Annotated in this window: 21 protein-coding genes and 4 pseudogenes; 17 read left to right on the plus strand and 8 right to left on the minus strand. The window is 27.6% G+C overall.

The window, feature by feature from the left end; translation table 11 throughout:
• Positions 1 to 76 precede the first annotated feature (76 nt).
• The 3 genes from hsrA (at position 77) to ACD570_RS07455 (ending at position 2,581) form a co-directional block, all read left to right on the plus strand.
• Positions 77 to 748 (plus strand): homeostatic response regulator transcription factor HsrA, encoded by a 672-nt coding sequence (gene hsrA / locus ACD570_RS07445; RefSeq protein ID WP_200282058.1) that lies wholly within the window; start codon positions 77 to 79, stop codon positions 746 to 748.
• A 121-nt stretch (positions 749 to 869) separates the two neighbouring features.
• On the plus strand, positions 870 to 1,115 hold the full coding sequence (locus ACD570_RS07450) for a YfhL family 4Fe-4S dicluster ferredoxin (RefSeq protein ID WP_137623267.1): 246 nt from the start codon (positions 870 to 872) through the stop codon (positions 1,113 to 1,115).
• Positions 1,115 to 2,581 carry a Ppx/GppA phosphatase family protein gene (locus tag ACD570_RS07455; protein WP_337206921.1) on the plus strand — a complete coding sequence of 489 codons (1,467 nt, stop codon included), beginning with the start codon at positions 1,115 to 1,117 and terminating at the stop codon, positions 2,579 to 2,581. The genes ACD570_RS07450 and ACD570_RS07455 overlap by 1 nt, the downstream gene beginning before the upstream one ends.
• A gap of 2 nt (positions 2,582 to 2,583) precedes the next feature.
• Here the strand turns inward: ACD570_RS07455 and ACD570_RS07460 are convergent, their stop codons facing one another.
• The 3 genes from ACD570_RS07460 to ACD570_RS07470 are packed head-to-tail and all read right to left on the minus strand — an operon-like array spanning position 2,584 to position 4,101.
• Positions 2,584 to 3,369, minus strand: a complete 786-nt coding sequence (locus ACD570_RS07460) for a hypothetical protein (RefSeq protein WP_239820365.1) — start codon at positions 3,367 to 3,369, stop codon at positions 2,584 to 2,586.
• Between the two features lies 1 nt (position 3,370).
• A complete protein-coding gene (gene fliN / locus ACD570_RS07465; RefSeq protein WP_200282067.1) occupies positions 3,371 to 3,676 on the minus strand; it encodes a flagellar motor switch protein FliN in 306 nt (101 codons plus the stop codon).
• Positions 3,676 to 4,101, minus strand: a complete 426-nt coding sequence (locus ACD570_RS07470; protein WP_200282070.1) for a hypothetical protein — start codon at positions 4,099 to 4,101, stop codon at positions 3,676 to 3,678. Before ACD570_RS07470 ends, fliN begins: the two co-directional genes overlap by 1 nt.
• A 209-nt stretch (positions 4,102 to 4,310) precedes the next feature.
• On the opposite strand from ACD570_RS07470, the gene ACD570_RS07475 reads away from it, so the two are divergent.
• From ACD570_RS07475 to ACD570_RS07485, 3 genes and pseudogenes are all read left to right on the plus strand, one after another.
• Positions 4,311 to 5,096 carry a sulfite exporter TauE/SafE family protein gene (locus ACD570_RS07475; protein WP_200282074.1) on the plus strand — a complete coding sequence of 262 codons (786 nt, stop codon included), beginning with the start codon at positions 4,311 to 4,313 and terminating at the stop codon, positions 5,094 to 5,096.
• A gap of 51 nt (positions 5,097 to 5,147) precedes the next feature.
• Positions 5,148 to 7,971, plus strand: a pseudogene (gene uvrA / locus ACD570_RS07480) (excinuclease ABC subunit UvrA).
• Positions 7,972 to 8,707: 736 nt separating this feature from the next.
• Positions 8,708 to 9,088 (plus strand): annotated as a pseudogene (locus tag ACD570_RS07485) (MerR family transcriptional regulator).
• Between the two features lie 7 nt (positions 9,089 to 9,095).
• Here the strand turns inward: ACD570_RS07485 and ACD570_RS07490 are convergent.
• The 3 genes and pseudogenes from ACD570_RS07490 to rrpB all read right to left on the minus strand — a co-directional run bounded on the left by ACD570_RS07490 (position 9,096) and on the right by rrpB (position 10,756).
• On the minus strand, positions 9,096 to 9,416 hold the full coding sequence (locus ACD570_RS07490) for an ArsR/SmtB family transcription factor (protein WP_374259959.1): 321 nt from the start codon (positions 9,414 to 9,416) through the stop codon (positions 9,096 to 9,098).
• Position 9,417: 1 nt separating this feature from the next.
• Positions 9,418 to 10,341: pseudogene (locus ACD570_RS07495) on the minus strand (permease).
• An 82-nt stretch (positions 10,342 to 10,423) separates the two neighbouring features.
• Entirely contained in the window at positions 10,424 to 10,756 is a 333-nt protein-coding gene (gene rrpB / locus ACD570_RS07500) for a MarR family transcription factor RrpB (protein ID WP_337206924.1), read from the minus strand.
• A 189-nt stretch (positions 10,757 to 10,945) separates the two neighbouring features.
• Here rrpB and ACD570_RS07505 point away from each other — a divergent pair, with 189 nt between their 5' ends.
• From ACD570_RS07505 to motB, 5 genes are all read left to right on the plus strand, one after another.
• A complete protein-coding gene (locus ACD570_RS07505; RefSeq protein ID WP_239820363.1) occupies positions 10,946 to 11,581 on the plus strand; it encodes an NAD(P)-dependent oxidoreductase in 636 nt (211 codons plus the stop codon).
• A 1,446-nt stretch (positions 11,582 to 13,027) separates the two neighbouring features.
• Positions 13,028 to 13,471 (plus strand): YqaA family protein, encoded by a 444-nt coding sequence (locus ACD570_RS07510; RefSeq protein WP_239820362.1) that lies wholly within the window; start codon positions 13,028 to 13,030, stop codon positions 13,469 to 13,471.
• A gap of 72 nt (positions 13,472 to 13,543) precedes the next feature.
• The gene (gene polA / locus ACD570_RS07515; RefSeq protein ID WP_417904281.1) at positions 13,544 to 16,186 is read left to right on the plus strand and encodes a DNA polymerase I; all 2,643 of its coding nucleotides are present in this window, start codon (positions 13,544 to 13,546) and stop codon (positions 16,184 to 16,186) included.
• Between the two features lie 10 nt (positions 16,187 to 16,196).
• Complete coding sequence (gene motA / locus ACD570_RS07520; RefSeq protein ID WP_200282094.1) at positions 16,197 to 16,973, plus strand: flagellar motor stator protein MotA; 777 nt, start codon at positions 16,197 to 16,199, stop codon at positions 16,971 to 16,973.
• A 2-nt stretch (positions 16,974 to 16,975) separates the two neighbouring features.
• Entirely contained in the window at positions 16,976 to 17,707 is a 732-nt protein-coding gene (motB, locus tag ACD570_RS07525) for a flagellar motor protein MotB (protein WP_200282096.1), read from the plus strand.
• Between the two features lie 10 nt (positions 17,708 to 17,717).
• Here motB and flhB read toward each other — a convergent pair whose 3' ends face one another.
• Both flhB and ACD570_RS07535 read right to left on the minus strand, forming a co-directional pair.
• Entirely contained in the window at positions 17,718 to 18,809 is a 1,092-nt protein-coding gene (gene flhB / locus ACD570_RS07530) for a flagellar biosynthesis protein FlhB (protein WP_337209479.1), read from the minus strand.
• A 112-nt stretch (positions 18,810 to 18,921) separates the two neighbouring features.
• Positions 18,922 to 19,518: a peroxiredoxin gene (locus tag ACD570_RS07535; protein ID WP_200282100.1), complete on the minus strand. Its 597-nt coding sequence runs from the start codon at positions 19,516 to 19,518 to the stop codon at positions 18,922 to 18,924.
• A 260-nt stretch (positions 19,519 to 19,778) separates the two neighbouring features.
• On the opposite strand from ACD570_RS07535, the gene ACD570_RS07540 reads away from it, so the two are divergent.
• From ACD570_RS07540 to ACD570_RS07565, 6 genes and pseudogenes are all read left to right on the plus strand, one after another.
• Positions 19,779 to 20,063 (plus strand): DUF362 domain-containing protein, encoded by a 285-nt coding sequence (locus ACD570_RS07540; RefSeq protein ID WP_137623281.1) that lies wholly within the window; start codon positions 19,779 to 19,781, stop codon positions 20,061 to 20,063.
• Positions 20,064 to 20,197: 134 nt separating this feature from the next.
• Positions 20,198 to 20,611: a nucleoside-diphosphate kinase gene (gene ndk, locus ACD570_RS07545; protein WP_200282102.1), complete on the plus strand. Its 414-nt coding sequence runs from the start codon at positions 20,198 to 20,200 to the stop codon at positions 20,609 to 20,611.
• Positions 20,612 to 20,972: pseudogene (locus ACD570_RS07550) on the plus strand (hypothetical protein).
• 21 nt (positions 20,973 to 20,993) lie between these two features.
• Positions 20,994 to 21,140 (plus strand): 50S ribosomal protein L32, encoded by a 147-nt coding sequence (gene rpmF / locus ACD570_RS07555; RefSeq protein WP_200282106.1) that lies wholly within the window; start codon positions 20,994 to 20,996, stop codon positions 21,138 to 21,140.
• Positions 21,141 to 21,145: 5 nt separating this feature from the next.
• On the plus strand, positions 21,146 to 22,132 hold the full coding sequence (gene plsX, locus ACD570_RS07560) for a phosphate acyltransferase PlsX (protein WP_239820356.1): 987 nt from the start codon (positions 21,146 to 21,148) through the stop codon (positions 22,130 to 22,132).
• The gene (locus tag ACD570_RS07565) at positions 22,125 to 23,105 is read left to right on the plus strand and encodes a beta-ketoacyl-ACP synthase III (protein ID WP_337198478.1); all 981 of its coding nucleotides are present in this window, start codon (positions 22,125 to 22,127) and stop codon (positions 23,103 to 23,105) included. Before plsX ends, ACD570_RS07565 begins: the two co-directional genes overlap by 8 nt.
• The last annotated feature ends 5 nt before the right edge of the window (positions 23,106 to 23,110 follow it).

Below are 23,110 nucleotides of genomic sequence, written 5' to 3' on the forward strand. Positions count from 1 at the left end.
TTTTTAAAGATATCTAAACATTTACTTAAACTATGTTATAATTTTTTAAAATTTTCTTATTATGAAGGATAAAACAATGAGAATTTTAGTTATAGAGGATGAAATTAGCCTTAATAAGTCTATTATAGATAAACTTAATGAATTTGGTTACCAAACAGATTCATCGGAAAATTTTAAAGATGGAGAATATTATATTGGAATAAGACATTATGATCTAGTGTTAGCTAGCTGGAATTTATCCGATGGCGATGGCTCAGAGCTTATTAATATCATAAAACAAAAATCTCCTAGAACTTCAATAGTTATCATGTCTTCAAAAACCGATAAAGAAACAGAAATAAAAGCTCTTAAAGCAGGTGCTGATGATTTTATAAAAAAACCTTTAGATTTTGATATTTTATTGGCAAGAATCGAAGCAAGATTAAGACTTGGCGGAACAAATGTAATTAAAATTGAAGATCTTATTATTGATCCAGATGAAGAAAAAATCACCTATAAAGAACAAGATATAGAACTTAAAGGAAAACCTTTTGAGGTTTTAACTCACTTAGCTAGACACTCGGATCAAATTGTTTCCAAAGAGCAACTTTTAGATGCTATTTGGGAAGAACCTGAACTTGTAACTCCAAATGTTATCGAAGTAGCTATCAATCAAATTCGTCAAAAAATGGATAAACCTTTAAATATTTCCACTATTGAAACAGTTCGTAGAAGAGGATATCGTTTCTGCTTCCCTAAAAAATCCTAATAAAAATTTTGCACCAAATAAATGGTGTAAAATTTATCTTTTTTATTTATTTTTATATTATATTTAAGTTTGATTATTGTATAAACTAGACAAATATTATTTAGTTTATAGAAAGGTTATAATGGCTCTTTTAATAACAAAAGATTGCGTATGTTGTGACGCTTGCAGAGAAGAATGTCCCGATGAGGCTATTTATGAACATAGTCCAATTTATGTTATTGATGCTGATCTTTGTTCCGAATGCGTCAATGATTTTTCAGAACCTGCTTGTATAGTAGCCTGTCCTTATGAATGCATTATTCCAGATCCTGATAATATAGAAAGTATAGAAGAGTTAAAATTAAAAAATCGCAATAGAGATCTATAATGGCTAAAAAAACCGCTGTTGTTGATCTGGGATCAAATTCAATTAGAATGGTGATTTTTGAAAAAACTTCAAGATATGGTTTTTACACAACTTGTGAATATAAGCGTAAAGTAAGATTGGGTGAAAATTCTTATAATAATGGCAAAATTCTTCAAGAAGAAGCTATGCAAAAGGCTGAAAATGCTTTAAAATTTTTCAAACAATGTTCCTTAAAACACAAGTGTAAAAAAATTTTCATCATAGGAACTTCAGCTTTAAGAGACGCTCCAAATTCTAAAGAATTTATAAAAAGAATTAAAACCAATTTAAATTTAAATATTCGATGTATTGATGGAAAAGAAGAAAGCTATCTAGGTGGTTTAGCCGCTTTAAATCTTCTAAGCCCTTTTAAAGACGCTACTACTCTTGATATAGGTGGAGGATCAAGCGAACTTTGTTTGATCAAAAACAATAAAATAGTTTCTTGTATTTCTTTAGATATAGGAACAGTCAGATTAAAAGAATTGTTTTTTGATAAAGGAAAAACTGCTAAATCTTTAGATCAATTTATCGATCCTATTTTAAAACAAATCCCTAAAGAATTTTGCAATCACAATCTCATAGCAATAGGTGGAAGTTTAAGAGCTATTTCAAATTCTATTATGCAAAAAAATTCCTATCCTTTGAAAAATTTACATGATTTTCGCTATGATTTAGAAGATGAAAGAGAACATATCGAAAAAATTCTTGAAGCTAAAGTTGATTCTTTGGCAAATTTTGGCATCAAAAAAGATCGTTTTGATACTATAAAAAAAGGAATTTTTATATTTTTAAAAATCGCCCAAAAGCTTAATACAAAACATATTATAACAAGTGGAGTAGGAATTAGAGAAGGTATATATTTAAAAGATTTATTACGCCCAAACAATCATTTTCCTACAAATTTTAACCCTAGCTTAAAATCTTTGCAAGATAGATTTTTACAAGAAGATAAAAACAATCATACAGCCAAATTCGCAATGCAATTATTTAATGTTTTAAAAAATATTCATAAAATTCATGATTATTATAAACAAAGTTTATTGGCTGCAGCTAAGTTGTGTCATATAGGAGAATATTTAAATTTTTATTTTTCAAATGAACATTCTGCCCATTTTGTTTTAGGTGGATTAAATTATGGTTTTTCGCACAAAGAAAAAGTTTTAATCGCAAATATTATCAAACTAAATGGAAAAAAAATCAACCCTTATAATCTAGAACCCCATAAGCAACTTTTACCTAATTTCCATATTCTTTCTTGGCTAAATTTTATACTTAATTTAGCAAAAACCTTAAATAATGCCAATGAGAGCAAAATTAATTTTTCTGTTTTAGATAATACGCTTTATATTTTTAATGAATTTAAAGAATTAAATTTGCCAAAAGAAGAATTGAAAAAAATTGCAAAGCCAGCATCAATAGCTTTAAATCTTAATCAAAAACCTTAGTATCATTTTTTCTGACGTTGCTCTATAAGATTTTGTATGCGTTTTTTATTTTCTTCAAAAAAAGAATCAAAATTTTTTTCTTTTTCTTCTGAGTCAATTTTTTCTTGCTCTATCTTCATACTTTCTAAAATAACATTGGAATTACCTATTATCATAGTATATCTTTTATGATCATATTCAAAAACAACTAATTGGTTATTTTTATCTAAAAATCTTTGAAAAACCATACGAAAATCTCTTGAAATACCACTTTTTTTTGAAATCAAAGAATTTTTAAGCCACCAAAGTATCACAAGTAAAATTATTAAAATTACCATAACTAAAATATAGTTTGTATAATCATATTTAACCAAATTTTTATCCTTAAATTCAAATGGAGTTTCTTTTTCATGATTTGATTTTAAAATAGAATCTTGAGTTAATTCTTTTTGCTTATTTTCTTGTGTAACTCTAATTCTTACCCCGAATTTATCATTAATAGAACTCACATTAAGTGAAATATTTTGTTTGTTTTTTAACATAATATAAGTATCATTATTTTTGGAGCTAATACTGATTCTATCAACGAGCTTAGAACTTAAATTTTTTAATTCATCTTTAGAATATGTTAGCTTACTAAAAGTTAAAAGAATGAAATTTTTATCTTTTGTTTGAGAAATTTTTCCATTATAAGCATTATCAAAAGAAAGCATCAAATCCACTCGATCATTTCGATCATAAATATTATAATCAACCAATTTAACTGCAAACAAAGGTAAAGTTAAAAAACACAATAAAAAAAATCTCATTCTATATTTCTTTTTTAAAGTATTGAAGTACAGTTTTAGAATCTAAAATTTCATTAATTCTTATTGCTAAATTTTTTTCATAAACCATCACTTCTCCTTTACCGAAGATACGTTTATTGATATAAAGCTCCACACTTTCGCCAGCAGGTTTTTCAAGATCAATCACAGAACCCACTTCTAATCTTAAAAGATCTGCCACGCTCATATTTGTCGTACCAAGCTCACTGACAAAATCTACACTGATATCTAAAATATCCTCATAAGATTGTAAGAGTCCATGAGCTTCAAATTCTATTTCATTACTCATTATTGACAATATCCTATTCTAAAACAATAATCTTTAAAACCATAAGTTAATGACTGGTCTAAAATAATATTTGGGTTATTTATTCTTCCTAAATATTCTGGTATGCCAAGCTTATACTCATCATCACTACCTTTAGCATCATTGAGCAATTTTTTTGCATATCCTACAATTTGATTGGCACATTCTTTAGCAAGATCACACCTATCATCTTCTTGAAAATCTTCTTCTCCAATTAAAATTGTTGAAACTAAATGTAAAAATTCTGTCGAAAAAAATAAATAAAAATTATATTCTCTATTATTTCTTTCTACTACAGAAATACTAGAGCCATAAAATTCACCTTTTAATTCTTCAACAGGTTCCATATGGATCTCTAAAATGTGCTCAAAAAAATGGACTATGGAATATTCAAGAGTTTTTAACATAATATATAACCGCCTTTAATTAAAACCCTATAATAATTATTATAAATTATAATAAAATAAATTTGCTTATAAACTATTTATACAAACTAGATAAATAACACGAAAAGATAAATATTAAAATACTTTTTATCACTAAATGTAAGATAAGACTTAGTTTAATAAGATAAAATATTTAACTTATAAAATTAACCAACCACTTAGGAAAAAATATGAATTTTTCAGATCTACCTTATTTATTAATAGGCATATTTTCGGGTATAACTTCAGGTCTTTTTGGTATAGGTGGAGGCATGGTTATAGTCCCTGCAATGCTTGTTTTAAACGAAAGCTCTCATCATGCAATTGGAATTTCAGTTTTACAAATGATTTTTGCTGCAATTTTTGGATCTTATATTAATTATAAAAAGAAAAATTTAAATATTAAAGATGGTATTGTTATAGGACTTGGTGGGCTTTTAGGAGCAAGTTTTAGTGGATTACTTTTAAAATTTTTAAATGATATTAGTTTAACAACAATCTTTTTATGTGTTAGTTGTGTTTTTTTTATAAAATATGCTTTTGGTGTTAAGGAAAATGCTGTTAAAAATGAAAGAAGCACTTTGCAAAAAAATATTATTTTGTTTATAGCTGGTTCTTTTACTGGAATTTTTGCAATTTCTTTAGGTATAGGCGGTGGGCTTTTAATTGCTCCGATTTTAGCTTATTTTTTAGGATATGATAGTAAAAAAGTAGTTTCTTTATCCTTATTTTTTGTTATTTTTGCCTCTATTTCTGGAGTTTTATCTCTATCAACTTCAGGAGTTATCGATCATGTGGTGATTCATAAAGGTATTATTGTAGGTATTGCCTCAATGATAGGAGTTTTTATTGGTATAAAAATTATTGAAAAAATGCAAATTTCTTCTCATAGAAAAATTTTACTTTGCATTTACGCTTTATCGATACTTGGAACAACGCATTCCTTGCTTAAAAAGCTTGCAATTATCAGCTTTTAGTAAAATTGTGTTAAAATTTTAGATTTTTTATATAAATTTTTAGGAAAAACTATGAATGATAAAATTAAAATTATTGGCGCCAAAGAAAATAATTTAAAAAATATTAATCTCGAAATTCCAAAAAATAAACTTATAGTCTTTACAGGTCTTAGCGGTAGCGGAAAATCAACACTTGCTTTTGGAACACTTTATGCTGAAGGACAACGCCGTTATTATAGAAAGTTTAAGTGCTTATGCGAGACAATTTTTGGATAAAGTAGGAAAACCTGATGTGGATAAAATAGAAGGCTTAACTCCTGCTATTGCTATTGATCAAAAAACAACTTCTAAAAATCCTCGCTCTACTGTTGGAACTATTACCGAAATTTATGACTATTTAAGACTTTTATATGCAAGAATAGGTATACAACATTGCCATCAATGCGGTCAAGAAATTTCATCCATGAGCGCTAATGATATAGTCAATGAAATTCTAAAATTTCCCAAAGGAGCAAAAATTATTATTTATGCACCTTTAATAAGAGAAAAAAAAGGCACCTATACTGATTTGCTTGAAAATTTACGCAATAAAGGCTATGTTAGAGCTCAAATTGATGGAGTTTTAGTTAGACTTGATGAAGAAATAGAACTTGCAAAAACAAAAAAACACACGATAAAATTAGTTATTGATCGTCTTGAAATTAGTGAAGATTTACTTTCAAGGCTTGCAAGTGATATCGAAAAAGGTTTGGAAGAAAGTTTTGGAGAAATTGAAATTGAAGTTTTAAATCACGAAGAAATGGGTATTAATAAACACTACCATTATAGTGAGCATTCAGCCTGTTTTAATTGTAAAATTTCTTTTGTTCCCCTAGAACCTTTAAGCTTTTCATTTAATTCTCCAAAAGGCGCTTGTCAATCTTGTGATGGATTAGGTATTCGTTATACTTTAGATATGAAAAAGATTATTGATGAAAATTTAAGTATAGAAAATGGTGCTGTAAAAATCATGTATGGTTTTAATAAAAGTTATTATTATAAATTTTTAATTGCCTTTTGCGAACAAAATGAAATTTCCATCAAAAAACCTTTTTTAGAACTTAGCGAAGAAGAAAAACGTCTTGTATTATATGGCAATGCAAAAACTATAGAATTTTTTTGGAAAAGAAATCGTTTAAAACGAACTTTTGAGGGTGTTGTTAAAATGGCTTATGAGATGCTAAAAGATGAAAAAGATTTAGGCGAATACATGAGTGAAAAAATCTGTAAAGATTGTCAAGGACATCGTTTAAAACCTGAAAGTTTAGCTGTGCGCGTTGCAAAAAAAGATTTAGGTGAAATTTTAGATATGAGCATAGAAGATAGCACAACTTTTTTTTCCAATGAAAAAAATTTTTCCTATTTAAGTAAGCAACAAAAACTTATTGCAAAACCCATATTAAAAGAAATTAATGAAAGACTTTTTTTCTTGTATGATGTAGGTCTTGGTTATCTTTCTTTAGGACGTGATGCAAGAACTATAAGTGGTGGCGAAGCACAAAGAATTCGCATTGCTTCTCAAATTGGAAGTGGATTAAGTGGAGTTATGTATGTATTAGATGAGCCAAGTATTGGACTTCACGAAAGAGATACAGCAAAACTCATAAAAACTTTAAGAAATTTACAACAAAAAGGTAATACTTTAATTGTTGTAGAACATGATAAAATGACTATTGAAGAAGCAGATTTTATAGTAGATATTGGCCCAAAAGCAGGAAAATTTGGCGGAGAAGTTGTATTTTGCGGAACCTATAAAGAACTTTTAAAAAGTAAAAGTGAAACCGCGCTTTATATGAATGGCAAAAAACAAATTTCACAACTTTATAACAGAAAACAAAAAGAATGGCTAGAACTTAAAAATGTTAATATTAATAATATTAAAAATCTAAGCGTTAGTTTTCCTTTACAAAATCTAGTTGCTATTACTGGTGTTTCAGGATCGGGTAAGAGTTCTCTTATTCTGCAAACTCTTTTGCCCTTCGCTCAAGAAGAATTAAATCGTGCCAAAAAAGTTAAAAAACTTGGTGGCGTAGAAATTGAAGGACTTGATAAGCTAGATAAAGTTATTTATCTTGATCAAAGTCCTATAGGAAGAACTCCACGTTCTAATCCTGCTACTTATACAGGTGCTATGGATGAAATAAGAAATCTTTTTGCAGCTACCAAAGAAGCAAAAATGCGAGGTTATAAAGCTGGACGTTTTTCTTTTAACGTTAAAGGAGGACGTTGTGAAAAATGTAGTGGTGATGGAGAAATTAAAATAGAAATGCATTTTCTACCCGATGTTATGGTGGTTTGTGATACTTGTCATGGAAAACGCTATAATGATGCCACCTTAGAAATTAATTATAAAGGAAAAAATATCAGTGAAGTATTAAATATGAGTGTTTTAGAAGCTAATGAATTTTTTGCTTCAGTGCCAAAAATTCGTCAAAAACTAGACACTTTAGTTAAGGTAGGACTTGATTATCTTACTTTGGGACAAAATGCCACAACTTTAAGTGGCGGAGAAGCTCAAAGAATTAAACTTGCTAAAGAATTAAGTAGAAGTGATACTGGAAAAACACTTTATATTCTTGATGAACCTACTACTGGACTTCATTTTGAAGATGTTAATAAACTTATTTCCGTATTGCAACATTTAGTTGATCTTAAAAATTCTGTTTTTGTTATAGAACATAATTTAGATGTAATTAAAAATGCTGATTATATCATCGATATGGGTCCAGAAGGTGGGATAAAAGGTGGAAAAGTAATCAGCACAGGAAATGTAGAAAAAGTAGCAAAAGATCATAAAAAAACTGGATCTTATACTGGATATTATTTGGATTTAGAAATTAACAATACTAAAAAATAATTTTTTCTTTTTGACTTTATCAATATAAGCAAATATGGAAATTATTAATAAAATTAAGTATAATAAATTTCATAAACTCCTTCTTTAATTTTAAAGTATTTTAATATACTTTTTAAGCTTTATAAACATTATATTTTAAAAAAGGAGAAAAAAGGGCAGAAAACGAGTATCAAAAGAGATAAAAAATATTAACAATTTGCATTCTAATATAATAAAATCTGCCTTAAGTTTTAACCCTTGGTGAAATTTCTTAATCAAAATTTAACTATGAAGTGATATAGTAAGCATTTTGTGAAATTATATCTAAATTTTAGGTTTTTTTAAAACTTAAAGTTGAAACCATAGGGGAGACATAAAAACTCCTTAATTTGATTAGCTTACTTAGATACACAAATGAATAATGAAAGTTAAATACTATAGCGATTTTAATAAAATTAAGCTACCTAACTTTATAGAACTAGAGCAAAAATTATTATATGCTATAACAAATCCTGATACATATAAGATTATAAAAATTTACTCTAAATTTAAAAAAACCAAAAGAATAGAAAAAATTAAATACTAAAGAGTTTTAAAAATATCTTGAAAAATATATTTTATGCTTATTTTAGTTTAAAACTAAAATTTTTAATATTATTTTATCAAATAAAATACAAAATAAACTTTTATTGTAAATAATTATTTAAAAGAAGAAATTTATGGCTTTACCATAAAAGAAGTATAAAAAGAAACAAAAATTAGTGCCCATACTTTAATAAAAAGATTTGTTTCCTTTTTGTCAAAAAGATTGAAAATAGTGTAAAATATTTTTCAAAAAGCGATGCAGGATGGGTAAAATAGATAGAATGGCTTAGAAATTCAAGTATATCAATAGAACAAATTAAGCATTATATAAAACATTTTACTCTTTGGATATAAAAATTGCCAAAAAAGATAAAAGATGCTAAAGCAAATAAAGAAAAAATTACAAAATCAGATCAAAATATTAAAAAAGTGAAAAAATTCTAGCTAAAAAATAAAAATTTAGTATGATATGTTAAAAGATCAAATTGATAGGTTTAATCTAGAAAGTAAGGATTATCAACCTTGTGATAAATTACATAAGTTCAAGGGCTGATTTTATATTAAAGGCAAATTTGGATAATAATATTTTCATTTTTAATAGCATTTTTAAGCTCTAAATTTTTAATATTGTCAAAAATATCTAAATGCAGTTTTAAAAGCTCATCATTAATCCCATAATACGCCCAAGTTTCTTGAAGTCTTACATACAAAAAACCCGCATCTTTTAAAATTTTTAAATGTCTTGAAAGTCTTGATTGATCCATGTTTAAAAACTCTTGCAAATCACAAACACAAAGTTCTTTATATCTTAAAAGATGATACAAAATCAAAACCCTACTTTCATCATTGATCGCTGAAATAATGGTTAAAAATTTTTGCATTTTATTTCCTTAAATTAATAAAAATTCCAAAAGATATAACCACGCCTAAAATAATCATAACAAATAAAAATTTCATTTTAACATTTGCTTGAGTAAAATAAGCTCAGATAAAGAACATCCAGTACCAGCGATTAAAAAACTTATAATCACTCGTTGAGAAATTCCCATTTGCAAAAGTGCTAAGCCTATAGGAATAATAGTTTCCACTCTTAAATAAAGGAAAATTCCTAAAAAACCGCTAATATAATGCTTAAAATTTCATTGCTATTTAGGTATTTTTAAATTTCTTGAGAAATAAAACCATGAATAAAAGCACCAATAAAAACTGCCACAACCATATAAGGTAATAATTTTTATAATTTTTCAAACTTTCTTTGAATAATTCTTTATAGTTTATCGTTATATTTTTAGGCTTATCTTGAGTATTTGCACAACATGATTTTTGTTTAAAAATAAAATCGCTAGGATTGTAAGGTTGAATAAAAATATTTGATTTTGTATTTTTTAGAAATATGTTTTAAAAAACTCTATTCATTAAATTTAGAAAAAGCAAAAGAAATAATAAATATCAAAAAAACCACATAAATCAAACTTAACTTTAAACCAAAAGTTACAAAAAGCATGGAAAAAAATAGGATTAATAACAGGCGAAGTAAAAAGATAAACTAAAGTTACGCTAAGTTTTACTTTCGCTTCCAAAAAAGCTCTTAAAAGTGGTATGGTAGAACAAGAATAAAATGGCGTTAAAGTACCTAAAAATATAGCTTAAAATAACTTGAAATTTTACTACCAGCAAGTTGTTTTAAAAATTCCTTCGTATTTTTGATTGATATATAGAAACTAAAAAAGAAATAGCTATAAAAAGTATAGAAAGCTCAGCAAATAGATATAAAAACTCTTTGAAAGTATTTAAAAAAGACTGCATTTTTTATCCTTGTAAAAATATTTCCAAAAATAAACATATATAAATTAATATGTCAATATATATTGATATATTAATTTATTTTTTAAACGATATTTTTATAGCTATCTCCCCAATTCTCAAGACTTTTTAAGATGGGTTCTAAACTATTGCCTAAAGATGTAAGTGAGTACTCAACTCTTGGAGGAACTTCTGCATAAACTTTGCGTTTGATCAGTTTTGCTTCTTCTAATTCTCGTAAATTTTGTGTAAGGACATTTTGAGAGATATTTTGATTTTTTGTAGATGAAATGCTTTTTCTCAACTCTCCAAATCTTTTAGTCCCCTGCAATAAATCTCGAATAATTAAAATTTTCCATTTATTTCCTATCAAATTAAGCGTGGTTTCAATAGGACAAAGAGAATAATATTTTTTCATTATAATCCTTATTTTTTAAAATTATAACATATTTTTAAAAAATTTATCTCATTAAAATATTAAAATAACACAATACTCCTAAAATAGATACTATATTATAAAATAATATCTACTTGATTTTTAGTAGTAAATATATTTATAATTTCAAGATTGCATTTTTTATGTAAAATACTTAAAAAGGAGATATTTATGAAAATAGCAATTTTATGTGCAAGTGGTAAAGTAGGCAAAGAAATCAGCAAAGAAGCTTTAAAAAGAAATTTAGAGCCGGTATGTTTTGTACGCAATAGCTCTAAAATGAATGAATTTTTACCTCAAGCTAAAATAGTACAAAAAGATCTTTTTGAGCTTGATTCTAAAGATCTGATAGATTTTGATATTATTATCGACGCTTTTGGAGAATGGGAAAATTTAAGCTTACATAAAAAGCATATAGAATGGTTGAGTGAAATTTTACAAGGAAGCAAGGTTAAATTATTTGTTGTAGGGGGTGCTGGAAGTTTATATATGGATGAGAATCATACTACAAGACTTATGGATATGCCTGATTTTCCTAAAGAGTATTTGGATATAGCTAAAGCAAATGCGGAAGTATTGGAATTTTTACGCAATGAAAAAGGTTTTAAATGGGTATATGTGAGTCCATCTGCTATTTTTTCACCAGATCTTCCAAAAACCAATCATTATAAAATCATAGGCGAAAAATTTGAAGTTAATGCTAACAATGAAAGTAAAATCAGCTATAGTGATTATGCCAATGCTATGATAGACTTAGTACTTAATTCTCATTATGAAAACACACGTATTGGTGTAATAGGTCTATGAAATACAATTTAATTCAAAATTTCCAAACCTATAATTCCATTACAACCTAGAAATACTATATATACCTAAATGCTATATTTTTTAATAGCTTAATTAGTAAAATAGGAAGTACGAAGGAATAAAGTTAATCTAAAATACACAAATAAAAGTTCTTGCTCTACTATGTTAATAAAAAAGAGCAAGAAACGCCTAGTTTCTTAGAAATTTTTAAATAGGTATTAGTCGAAATACAGATTGATTTTTTATCAAAATTCTCTCTTGCATATTTTCTATGGAATATTCTATCCCTTATTCAAAGTGCTTCTCCAAGTATTAAAAGAGTAAATATAAATTATTAAAAGGCTTTATGAAAAACCTCTTAATATATTACATAGAATTTTAACTCTTGGTAGAAGTACACAACCAAAGGCTTTTTAGAATAAAAAATATTCTAATATATCTAAATTCAAGCTTTTTAAACTTAAAATGATGATATTTTCAAAATAAGACCATATAGAAATGGATAAAAACTATAAGCAGTGTTGTTAAAATTATAATCATAATTTAAATCTTTTTGCCTATGCCAGAACTTAAAATTATGCAAATGGATATTTATAGCTATTACTAAAAAGCAAAATATACCATTTTAAAGAATTTTTTAACCTAGATATAAAAATAATTATTTCACAAAAAATTTTATTGAATTATGTCGATTGGACAGTTCTAATGATAGAATAATAAAAACTTTTTTAATAACTAACTAAAGCGAATCCATACCTAATTTAAATATTATGATTTGTAAAAGAGTGCAAGGACTTTCTAGATTAATAGACAAAGAAACAAAACCTACTGTCCTTTTAAAGATTAAGTAGATATAATTAAAAGCCGATCTTTTTTGCTAGTGTATGTTTGATTATCGACATTTTTATTAATATCTTTACTTACTTTGATATTTTTTTATTTTTCTCATTTTACTATATAAGCTTTGTTTCTTCAAGCTTAATAGAAGTTTTGATATATAACGCAAAGTCGTATCAATAATTGAGAATATACCAATTCCATAATAATTATTTTAGTGATATATACAAATATCTAATTAGTACAAACTTCATGTTAGCAAATAAATTAATTTGTTGTTTGACAATTATAAAATCCCTTGCGAATTAAAATTCTATTTTATTGAATTATTTAGTATTTTCATTACTATACTTTGGAGCTAAAGCAACACTGGATAATGAAGTGATATTACTAAACTTAAAATATTTTTTCATTTTAACCCTTTTTATGATTAAAATTATTGATATAAAAACAATTATAATATCAAAAATATTGCTTAATATTAAACAAGCGAAAAATCAAATTTGATTAAACGGTGAGAAAAAATTTACTCATTGTCTTATTTCTAATCCTAACTATAAAAATTATAATTTTTTAATATAATATTTATTTTTATTTGATGGATTAAAAATGTTTGATTTTTTATATAGTGATATAAGCTACTTAGGACTTTTTTTAGTATGCTTTCTCTCAAGCACTCTTTTACCTTTGGCAAGCGAAGCTTTTGTCTTAGGTTTTATAAAACTTAATTTCAACCCATCACTTGTGCTCATAATAGCTACTTTAGGTAACACTTTAGGAAGCTTAAGTACCTATGGTTTGGCTTTTTTAGGTAAAAAAAATATTTTGGAAAAATATTTTAAAAAATCTTTAAAAAAGCTTGAAAAATGGGATACAAATTTTTTTAAATTCGGTGCCTTTTTTGCTTTTTTTACTTTTTTGCCTTTGGTTGGTGATATTTTTGCACTTGGGCTAGGTTTTGCAAAATATCCTTTTTTAAAAAGTGCATTTTTTATTTTACTTGGAAAATTTAGTCGCTATTTTTTCATCATTTTTTTATCAAGTTATTTTTAAAATCATGAGTTTTTAATATAAAAATTGACATAATATAAAAATCTTAAAAATTTAAAAAATAAAGAGAAAAAATTGAAAACTTTAACAATTATAGATACTTTTGGCTTTTTTTTTAGACTTTTTTACGCTTTAAAAGGTTTTAAAAATTCACAAGGGCAAGCTAGTGGAATGATTAGTGGCTTTGCCAACTTCATTTATAGTTTAAAAAATGAATATCAAAGTGATTACATTATTTTTGCCTTAGATTCTAAAGGAAAAACTTTTAGAAGTGATATCGATCCAAATTATAAACAAAATAGAACTCCTCCACCTTCTGAATTATTAGAACAAATTCCAATTTGCATACAAATGATAGAAAAAATGGGCTTTATGAATATTTCTTGCGAAGGATATGAAGCTGATGATATCATCGCTTCTGTAGTAAAAACTTTTAAAGATAAGGATATTTTTATCCGTATTATTACCCAAGATAAAGATCTTTATCAGCTTATAAAAAATGGGAAAACAAGTATTTATAGTCCTATTTCAAAAAATGAGTATAACGAGGAAGCTTGCTTAGAAAAATATGGCGTTAAACCTTGTCAAATTAGAGATTTTTTAGCACTTTGTGGCGATACTTCAGATAATATTCCAGGAGTTAAAGGTATAGGAGCTAAAGGAGCTAAAAAGCTACTTGATGAATTTGAAAATATTGAAAATATATATGAAAATTTAACATTGATTCGCAATGAAAGAATTCGTTCTTTGCTTCTAGAAGGAAAAGAGAGTGCTTTTTTGAGCAAAAAACTCACTTCTTTATATGAAGATTTAAAATTTGAAAATTTACTTGAAAAATCTATGTTTCCTGAAGGTGAACCTCTTTTAAATGTGCTTGAAATTTTAAAACATTATGAGCTTAATTCTTTACTAAAAAAAATACACAATAACGCTGAAAATCAAGATAAAAAATTAGATTTTAAAGCTAAGTTAATTTTAAATGAAAATAAACTTTTTGACATTTTAAATTCACTTGATCAAGAAAGTATTATAGCTTTTGACACAGAAACTACAGGACTTGATACCAAAGAAGCTAAAATTGTAGGATTTAGTTTTTGCATCAATGAAAATGAAGCCTTTTATGTACCTTTGACACATAGCTATTTAGGAGTCAAGGAGCAAATTTCACTTATTAGTGCTAAAAGAGCAATAGAATTAATTTTTAAACATTTTGTAATAGGACACAATCTAAAATATGATTTTCAAATTATTCAAAATAATTTTGCTCTAAATCCTCCAAAAAATTACGCAGATACTATGGTTTTAGCTTGGCTTTTTAATCCATCTTTAAAAGTTAATATGGATGATTTAGCCCTTAGACTTTTTGATTATGAAACTTTGCATTTTGAAAATATTGTAAAAAAAGGTGAAAATTTTGCAAATGTAGAACTTGAAAAAGCTTGCGAGTACGCAGCTGAAGATGCTTATATTACCTTAAAATTTTATCTTTATTTTTTAAGAAATCTTGATCCTAGCTTATTAGAAATTGCTAAAAATTATGAATTTAATTTCATAAAAATCATTATGATGATGGAAGAAAATGGCATTAAACTTGATACAAAATCACTTGAAAATTTAATGAAAAAATTCGAGAATGAAATTAAAAATTTAAGTGAAGAAATCTATACGCTATGCCAAGATAAATTTAATCTTAACTCACCAAAACAAGTAGGAGATATACTATTTGAAAAGCTAAAACTTCCTAGTGGCAAAAAAACCAAAACTGGGTATTCTACAGATGAAAAAGTTTTAAATGAAATCATTGATCAACATCCAGTTGTAGCCAAAATTCTAGATTATAGAGAGCTTGCAAAACTTTATTCTACTTATTGCGAACCTTTAATAAAATTAGCTTTAAAAGATAAAAATTCACGTATTTACTCAAGTTTTTTACAAACTGGGACTGCTACAGGACGTCTTTCCTCAAAAGATCCAAATTTACAAAATATCCCTGCTCATGGACAATACGCTAAAGATTATAAATCATGTTTTATCGCTCAAGATGGTTTTAGTTTTATTAGTCTTGATTATTCTCAGATAGAACTTAGAATGCTAGCTCATTTTAGTGAAGATGAAAAACTTTTAAACGCTTTTGAAAAAAATGAAGACATTCATGCTAAAACAGCTTTAATGATTTTTGGAGAAAATAATTATCAAACAAGAAGCATAGCAAAAAGTATTAATTTTGGTCTCATTTATGGAATGGGTTATAAAACTTTAAGTAAAAATTTAAAAATTGAAACCAATCTTGCAAAATCTTATATAGAAAAATATTTTCAAAATTTCACTAGTATTAAAAATTATTTTGAAAAGGTTAAAAAAGAAGCAAAACAAAATGGTTTTATCTCGACTCTATTAGGACGCAAACGTTATTTTGATTTTGAAAATGCAAAACCTATGCAATTAGCTATGTATGAAAGAGAAAGTATTAATTCTATTTTGCAAGGATCTGCTGCGGATATTATAAAATTAACCATGATAGAAATTTCAAAAGATTTAAATGAAAACAAAAAACTTATTTTACAAATTCATGATGAATTAATTTTTGAAGTTAAAGATGATTTATGTATAAATTTTGTTAAAAAAGCTAGTGATATTATGGAAAATATAGTAAAATTAAAAGTAAAATTGCAAACAAGTTCTAGCATCGCCAAAAAATGGGGCGATTTGAGTAAATAAGGAGAATTTAATGGATCTTTCAACCATACTAGGGATGGTTCTTGCGGTAACAAGTATTTCTGTAGGGGATATTTTAGAAGGGGGGAATCCTTTACATGTTATTCACCTTTCTTCTTTTCTTATCGTTATGCCAACTGCTGCTTTTTGTGCAATGACTTCAACTCATAAAAAAATCGTTAAAGCGGCCTATAAAGAATTAAAAATTGTTTTTAAAGGCTCTGGGGTTAATTTACCAGAAAGAATAGCTCAATTGATTGAATTTGCAGTTATAGCACGTAGAGATGGGCTTTTAGCTCTTGAATCAAGAACTAATGAAATTGAAAATGAATTTTTGAAAAATGCTATGATGATGCTCGTTGATGGCAAAAGTTTTGAAGAAATTCATGAAAGCATGGAAATTCAAACCGAACAATTAGAAGAACACTATAAAGAATGTGCTGAATATTGGATAGTCTTTGGAGAAACTTGTCCAACTATGGGACTCGTTGGAGCTGTTTTTGGTTTGATTTTAGCCCTTAAACTTTTAGATAACCCTCAAGCAATGGCAGCAGGTATTTCAGGTGCATTTACAGCTACAGTTACAGGAATCTTTGGGGCATATGCTTTATATACTCCATGGGGTAGAAAATTAAAAGCTAATGGAATGGAGTTTGTTAAAGAGCAGATTGTAATTACAGAAGCTATTAAAGGTATAGCAGAAGGAGCAAATCCTAGGGATTTGGAAGCTAAACTCTTTAATTTTCTAAGTCATGATGATGTTAGAATTTCACAATTTGATAAAGGTTAAAAATGGCTAAAAAAGTAAAATGTCCAGAATGCCCAGCTGGTGAAAAATGGGCTGTCCCTTATGCAGATTTTTTATCTTTACTTTTAGCACTTTTTATCGCTCTTTGGGCTATTTCAAAATCCAATCCAGCTAAAGTAGAAGCCTTAAAAACTGAATTTGTTAAAATTTTTGATTATACTGCAACTCAAACAATACAACAACAAAATCAAGATACCCATAAATTTAAAGGTTCTCAAGAAGAAAAAGATGATGAATTAAATAAATTAAAAAAAATGACTCTTACACAACAAGAAATCATCAAAAAACTTCAAGCTGCACTGGATCAATCGGATAATCAAGAAATACTCAATCTACCTTCTAAAGTTGAATTTAAAAAAAATAGCTCTGAAATAGAATCTGCTGATATTCAAGATTATTTAAAACGCATAGCTCAGCTCATTTCATATTTACCACCTCAAGTAAAAATTGAAATAAGAGGCTATACAGATAATAGCGAATCTTCTCTTAGAAGTTATGAATTGGGATATGCTAGAGCTCAAAGTGTTTTAAAATATCTTATGGAAGGTGGAATTAACACCAAAAATATTACCTTAAAAAGCTATGGGCTTAATGATCCTTTAAATGGAAATCCTCAAGCTTTAGAAAATAATCGAGTAGAAATTTATTTTAAAGTCGATACACAAGATAAAGATGCTAAGCAATCTGTATTAAATCTTATTCAAAAGAGTAAATAATTTACTCTTTTTAACCATTATTTTTCTTTACTTGGCCAGCTAAACGCCCTTTATTATTAGTATTATAAACAAAGCCTAATACTTCAGCAACTGCTTTAAATAATTCCCTAGGAATTAAATCATCAACATCACAAACCTTATAAAGCTCTCTTGCTAAAGGGGGATTTTCATAAACCACTACGTTATTATCATAGGCAACTTGTTTGATACGTAAAGCAAGAAAATCAACTCCCTTAGCCACTACGCGAGGTGCTTGCTCTTTTGTAGTATCGTAACGTATCGCAACAGCATAATGTGTAGGGTTTGTAATTACAACATCAGCTCCAGCAACATCTTGCACCATACGACGCCTCGCAGCTTCCATTTGCAAACGCCTGATTCTACCTTTAACTTGCGGATCTCCTTCCATTTGCTTGTATTCATCTTTTATCTCTTGTTTACTCATTCGCAAACTTTTAAAATATTGAAATCGTACCAAAAAAACATCTAAAACAGCGATCACTAAAAAAGCAATAATTACAATAGAAGCTAAAATAATAACTTTATCTCTAAGCCAATTAAGTTGTTCAACTAAGTTGTAGCGTTCAAGAAGTGGTAATTCATTCATAAATTTTAAGAGAACTACAAAAGCTATAGTAAAAACCACCCCTACTTTTAAAAGAATTTTAAAAGTATCTAATATCTTTTTTAAAGAAATTAAATTTTTAATTCCTTTTAAGGGATTAATTTTTCCTAAATTTGGCATAATAGGTTTAGTGGTAAAAATAAAACCAAATTGCATAATATTACCTAAAACTCCAGCCACCATAATACTTAAAACTATAGGGGCAAGCATGATTAAAACCTCTAAAATACTCTTAATCATAATACCTTGAACAATACGCAAATCTAACTCTACGCCTACAAAACTTTGATAATATCTATATAAATTTGTAATTCTTTCCCCTATAAAACCCATAGTGAATAAAGTAACGGCTAAGCCTATTATTAAAGTTACTATAGCTGCAGCGTCTTGAGATTTTGGAACATTACCTTCATTGCGGGCATCTTCTATTTTTTTGGACGTGGGCTCTTCGGTTTTTTCTTGATCTTCGCCTGGCATTGGTAATCCTAATTAAAATTATAAGAAAATTATATAATGAAAAGTTATGAAATTCAATAAAATTATTAGAAGTTTTATTAAGAAAGAATGCCCCTTTAAAGAGGCATATTTATTATAGTTTATTTTCGTTTTTATTAAGATATTCAGCAACACCTTTAGGATCGGCTTTCATACCTTCATCACCTTTATTCCAACCAGCTGGACAAACTTCGCCATGTTCATTTGTGAAAAGCATAGTATCTACCATTCTAATCATCTCATCAATATTTCTACCTAATGGTAAATCATTAATAACTGCATGACGAACTGTTCCATCAGCATCTAATAAGAAAGAACCTCTAAGTGCTACTGCTTCAGCATAAAGAACATCAAAATTTCTAGCAATTTGTTTTGTTAAATCTGCTACAAGTGGAAATTTAACTTGGCCAATACCACCTTGATTAACCGGTGTATTTTTCCAAGCAAAATGTGAAAATTCATTATCTCCTGAAATTCCAATTACTTCAATACCACGATCTTTAAATTCTTGATATCTTTTATCAAAAGCAATAATTTCTGAAGGGCATACAAAAGTAAAATCTTTTGGATAAAAAAATACTACAGCACCTTTTGGTCCTATATTTTTATAAAGATTAAAATCTTGAACTATTTCATTATTTCCCAATACTGCAGGCGCAGTAAAATCTAAAGCTTTTTTTGTAACGATCATATTTTTCTCCTAATTAATAAATTTTATTAGTAACAAAATTATATCATTTAAATCTTTAAAAAATTTTTAAAATAATTGCAATAAATATATTATTCAAACTTAAATTTAGCAAATATTTAATAAGTAATTTTATAAATGTAATTTTATAGTATTATAATATTATTATCAAAATTTTAATTTTTTGATTATCAAAATTTTAGTTTTTTTAAGAATAGTATGATACAATTTTTTTGTAAAATCTCAAATTAAAAGGAAAAAAGATGGCTGTAAAAATTACAGATATTTGTATTGCTTGTGGCTCTTGTATTGATGAGTGTCCTGTAAGTGCTATTGTTGATGATGCTAGCAATCCAGAAGGACAAGATAGTTATTATGTTTATGCAGATAAATGTGTTGAGTGTGTAGGTCACAATGATCAACCAGCCTGTGCAAGTGCTTGCCCAACTGATGGATGTATAGTATGGAGTGAAGTTGCTTCTGGGCAACCAAGCCGTGATAATATCGGTGCAGATATGAGAAATGGAGATACTCCAGTTTTTGCTTAATCTATAAAAAAGCTAGTTTTTACTAGCTTTTCTTTAATTTTTTTTAAAAAAAATCCAGTATAATTTCAACTTTGCTTAATATACAAAAAACAAATCTTAATTACTTTTGGTATTATTTTAGGAGTAAGTTTATCATGGAAAGAACTTTATCGATCATCAAACCAGATGCTGTTAGAAAGAATCTTATAGGTAAAATTCTAGAACGCTTTGAAAGCAATGGGCTTAAAATAATTGCATTAAAGAAAATTCAACTTACAAGTGAACAAGCAGAAAATTTTTATGCTATCCACAAAGAAAGATCTTTTTTTAAAGATTTAGTAAATTTTATGATTAGTGGTCCAGTTGTTGTTTCTATATTGGAAGGTGAAAATGCTGTAATGAAAAATAGAGAATTAATGGGAGCAACTGATCCAAAAGAAGCTAAATCAGGAACCATTAGAGCAGATTTTGCAGAAAGTATTGATGCAAATGCCGTTCATGGAAGTGATAGTTTAGAAAACGCAAATAACGAAATTGAGTTTTTCTTTAAATCAAACGAAATTTGCTAAATGAAAATTAATTTTTCAAAGATTAATAATACAAACTATCCTTTTAAACTTAATCTTGAAAATATAATTTTTGAAGGAAATTTAGCAAAAATAAATACAAAACTTGTTAAAATAAATGCGATAATGCAAGGTTTTGTTTATAGACCTTGTGATAGCTGTGGTGAAGAATTGGAACTTCATGTTCATGAGAATTTAGAACCTTTTTGCAAGTGATGGTATCTTTAAAGACGAAGACAATAAATTAAGCAATACCATAGAATTTTTTGATGGACAAATTGATCTTATAGAAGTTGCGATTAGTGAACTTGAAGCTTATTTGAGTGATTATTTTTATTGTAATCACTGTAAAAATAAAAATTAATTTATATTAAAAGGAGATAAAATGGCAGTACCTAAGAGAAGAGTAAGTAAAACTCGTGCAGCAAAAAGAAGAACTCACTATAAAGTTAATCTTCCTATGCCTATAAAAGATAAAGATGGCAGTTATAAAATGCCACATCGTGCTAATCCAAATACCAAGGAATATTAAAATCAATGATAAGCATTGCTGTTGATGCAATGGGGGGAGATTTTGGGGAAAAACCTATTATAGAAGGCGTTATTGAAGCATTAAAAGAAAAGCCTTTTAATGCTATACTTGTAGGCAATCCTAAGATTTTAAAACCCCTAATTCCAAAAGATTTTGAGCAATATATCCAATATGAAGAAGCTTGTGAAGTTTTTTCTATGGAAGAAAATGCAACTGATGCTTTAAAACGCAAAGATACTACAATTTATAAAGCTATAGAATTAGTTAAAGATGGCAAAGCTAAGGCTATTGTTTCGGCTGGTCATAGTGGAGCAAGTATGTCTTTAGCTACTTTAAGACTTGGAAGATTAAAAGGGGTTTTAAGACCTGCAATTGCTACTTTAATGCCAAATGTAGTCAACAAAACTCTTTTTTTAGACGTAGGAGCGAATACAGACTGCAAGGCTGAACATTTATTTCAATTTGCTATTATGGGGGATATTTATGCTAGAGAATTGATGAAAATTTCTAAACCTCGTCTAGCATTGTTATCCAATGGAGAAGAAGAATGTAAGGGAAATGAACTTACCAAAGAAGCACATCAAATGATGAAACAAATCCCAAATTTTATTGGAAATGCTGAAGGTAGAGATATTTTTAATGGCGAAATTGATATTTTAATTTGTGATGGATTTAGTGGCAATGTGATTCTAAAAGCGTGCGAAGGAGTGGCGACAGCTATTTTTCAAATTTTAAAAAAAGAAGTTCGACAATCAATCTTCGCAAAATTAGGTGCTTTGATGATGAAACCTTGTTTTAAAAAGCTTAAGAAACATATGGATTGGCAAGAATATGGTGGAGCACCTTTGTTAGGAGTAAATGGTTGTGTGATAATCAGTCATGGAAAAAGCGATGCTAGGGCAATTAAAAATGCTATTTTTCAAGCGATCAATTTTGGAAAATCTAATATTAATACTTTAATCGAAAATGAATTAGAGAAATACAATGGCTAAAGCAAGTTTAAAAAGTATAGCTTCTTATATACCTAATAAAATTTTAAATAACTTTGATCTTGAAAAAATGGTAGATACAACCGATGAATGGATTGTTAAACGCACTGGAATAAAAGAACGTAGAATTGCTGATGATGATGAACAAACCAGTGATTTAGGAACAAAAGCGGCTATAAAAGCTATTCAAAGAGCGAATTTAGAAATTGAAGATATTGATGCTTTACTTGTTGCAACTTTAAGTCCTGATTATTTTACTATGCCATCTACTGCTTGCAAAATTGCTGCAAATTTAGGACTTAAAGATATCACAGCTTTTGATATTTCAGCTGCCTGTACTGGATTTATTTATTTATTAGAACAAGCTAAAGCTTTTGTAGAAAGTGGTCTTAAAAAAAATGTTCTTATTATAGGAGCAGAAAAAACAAGCTCTATTATTGATTATAATGATAGAAGCATGTGTATTCTCTTTGGAGATGGTGCAGGAGCAGGTATTGTAAGTCTTGATGAACAAAATACTATCCTTGATATTCACACAGCAAGCAATGGTAACTTTGGACATCTTTTAATGACACAAAGATCCAAAAAATCTAGCATTTGCCATCCTTTAATGATGCAAATGAAAGGAAACGAGGTCTTTAAAATAGCAGTACAAACACTTAGCAATGATGTTATCGATATTCTAACAAAAAACAATATTAACTCTAAAGATATAGATCTTTTTATTCCTCATCAAGCGAATTTACGCATAATCAAAGCTGTTCAAGAAAGGCTAAATTTAAGCGATGAAAAATGTGTTGTTACAGTGCATAAATATGGCAACACTTCAGCAGCATCTATACCTATGGCTATGAATGATGCCTATGAAGAAGGACGTCTTAAAAAAGGGGATTTGATTTTACTTGACGCCTTTGGAGGGGGATTTACTTGGGGATCTGCTTTATTAAAATTTGGAGGAGAAAACTTTAAGCAATAAAAATT

Origin of the sequence: Campylobacter sp. LH-2024 (genome assembly GCF_048270605.1) — a bacterium.
GTDB classification, from domain to species: Bacteria; Campylobacterota; Campylobacteria; order Campylobacterales; family Campylobacteraceae; genus Campylobacter_D; species Campylobacter_D molothri.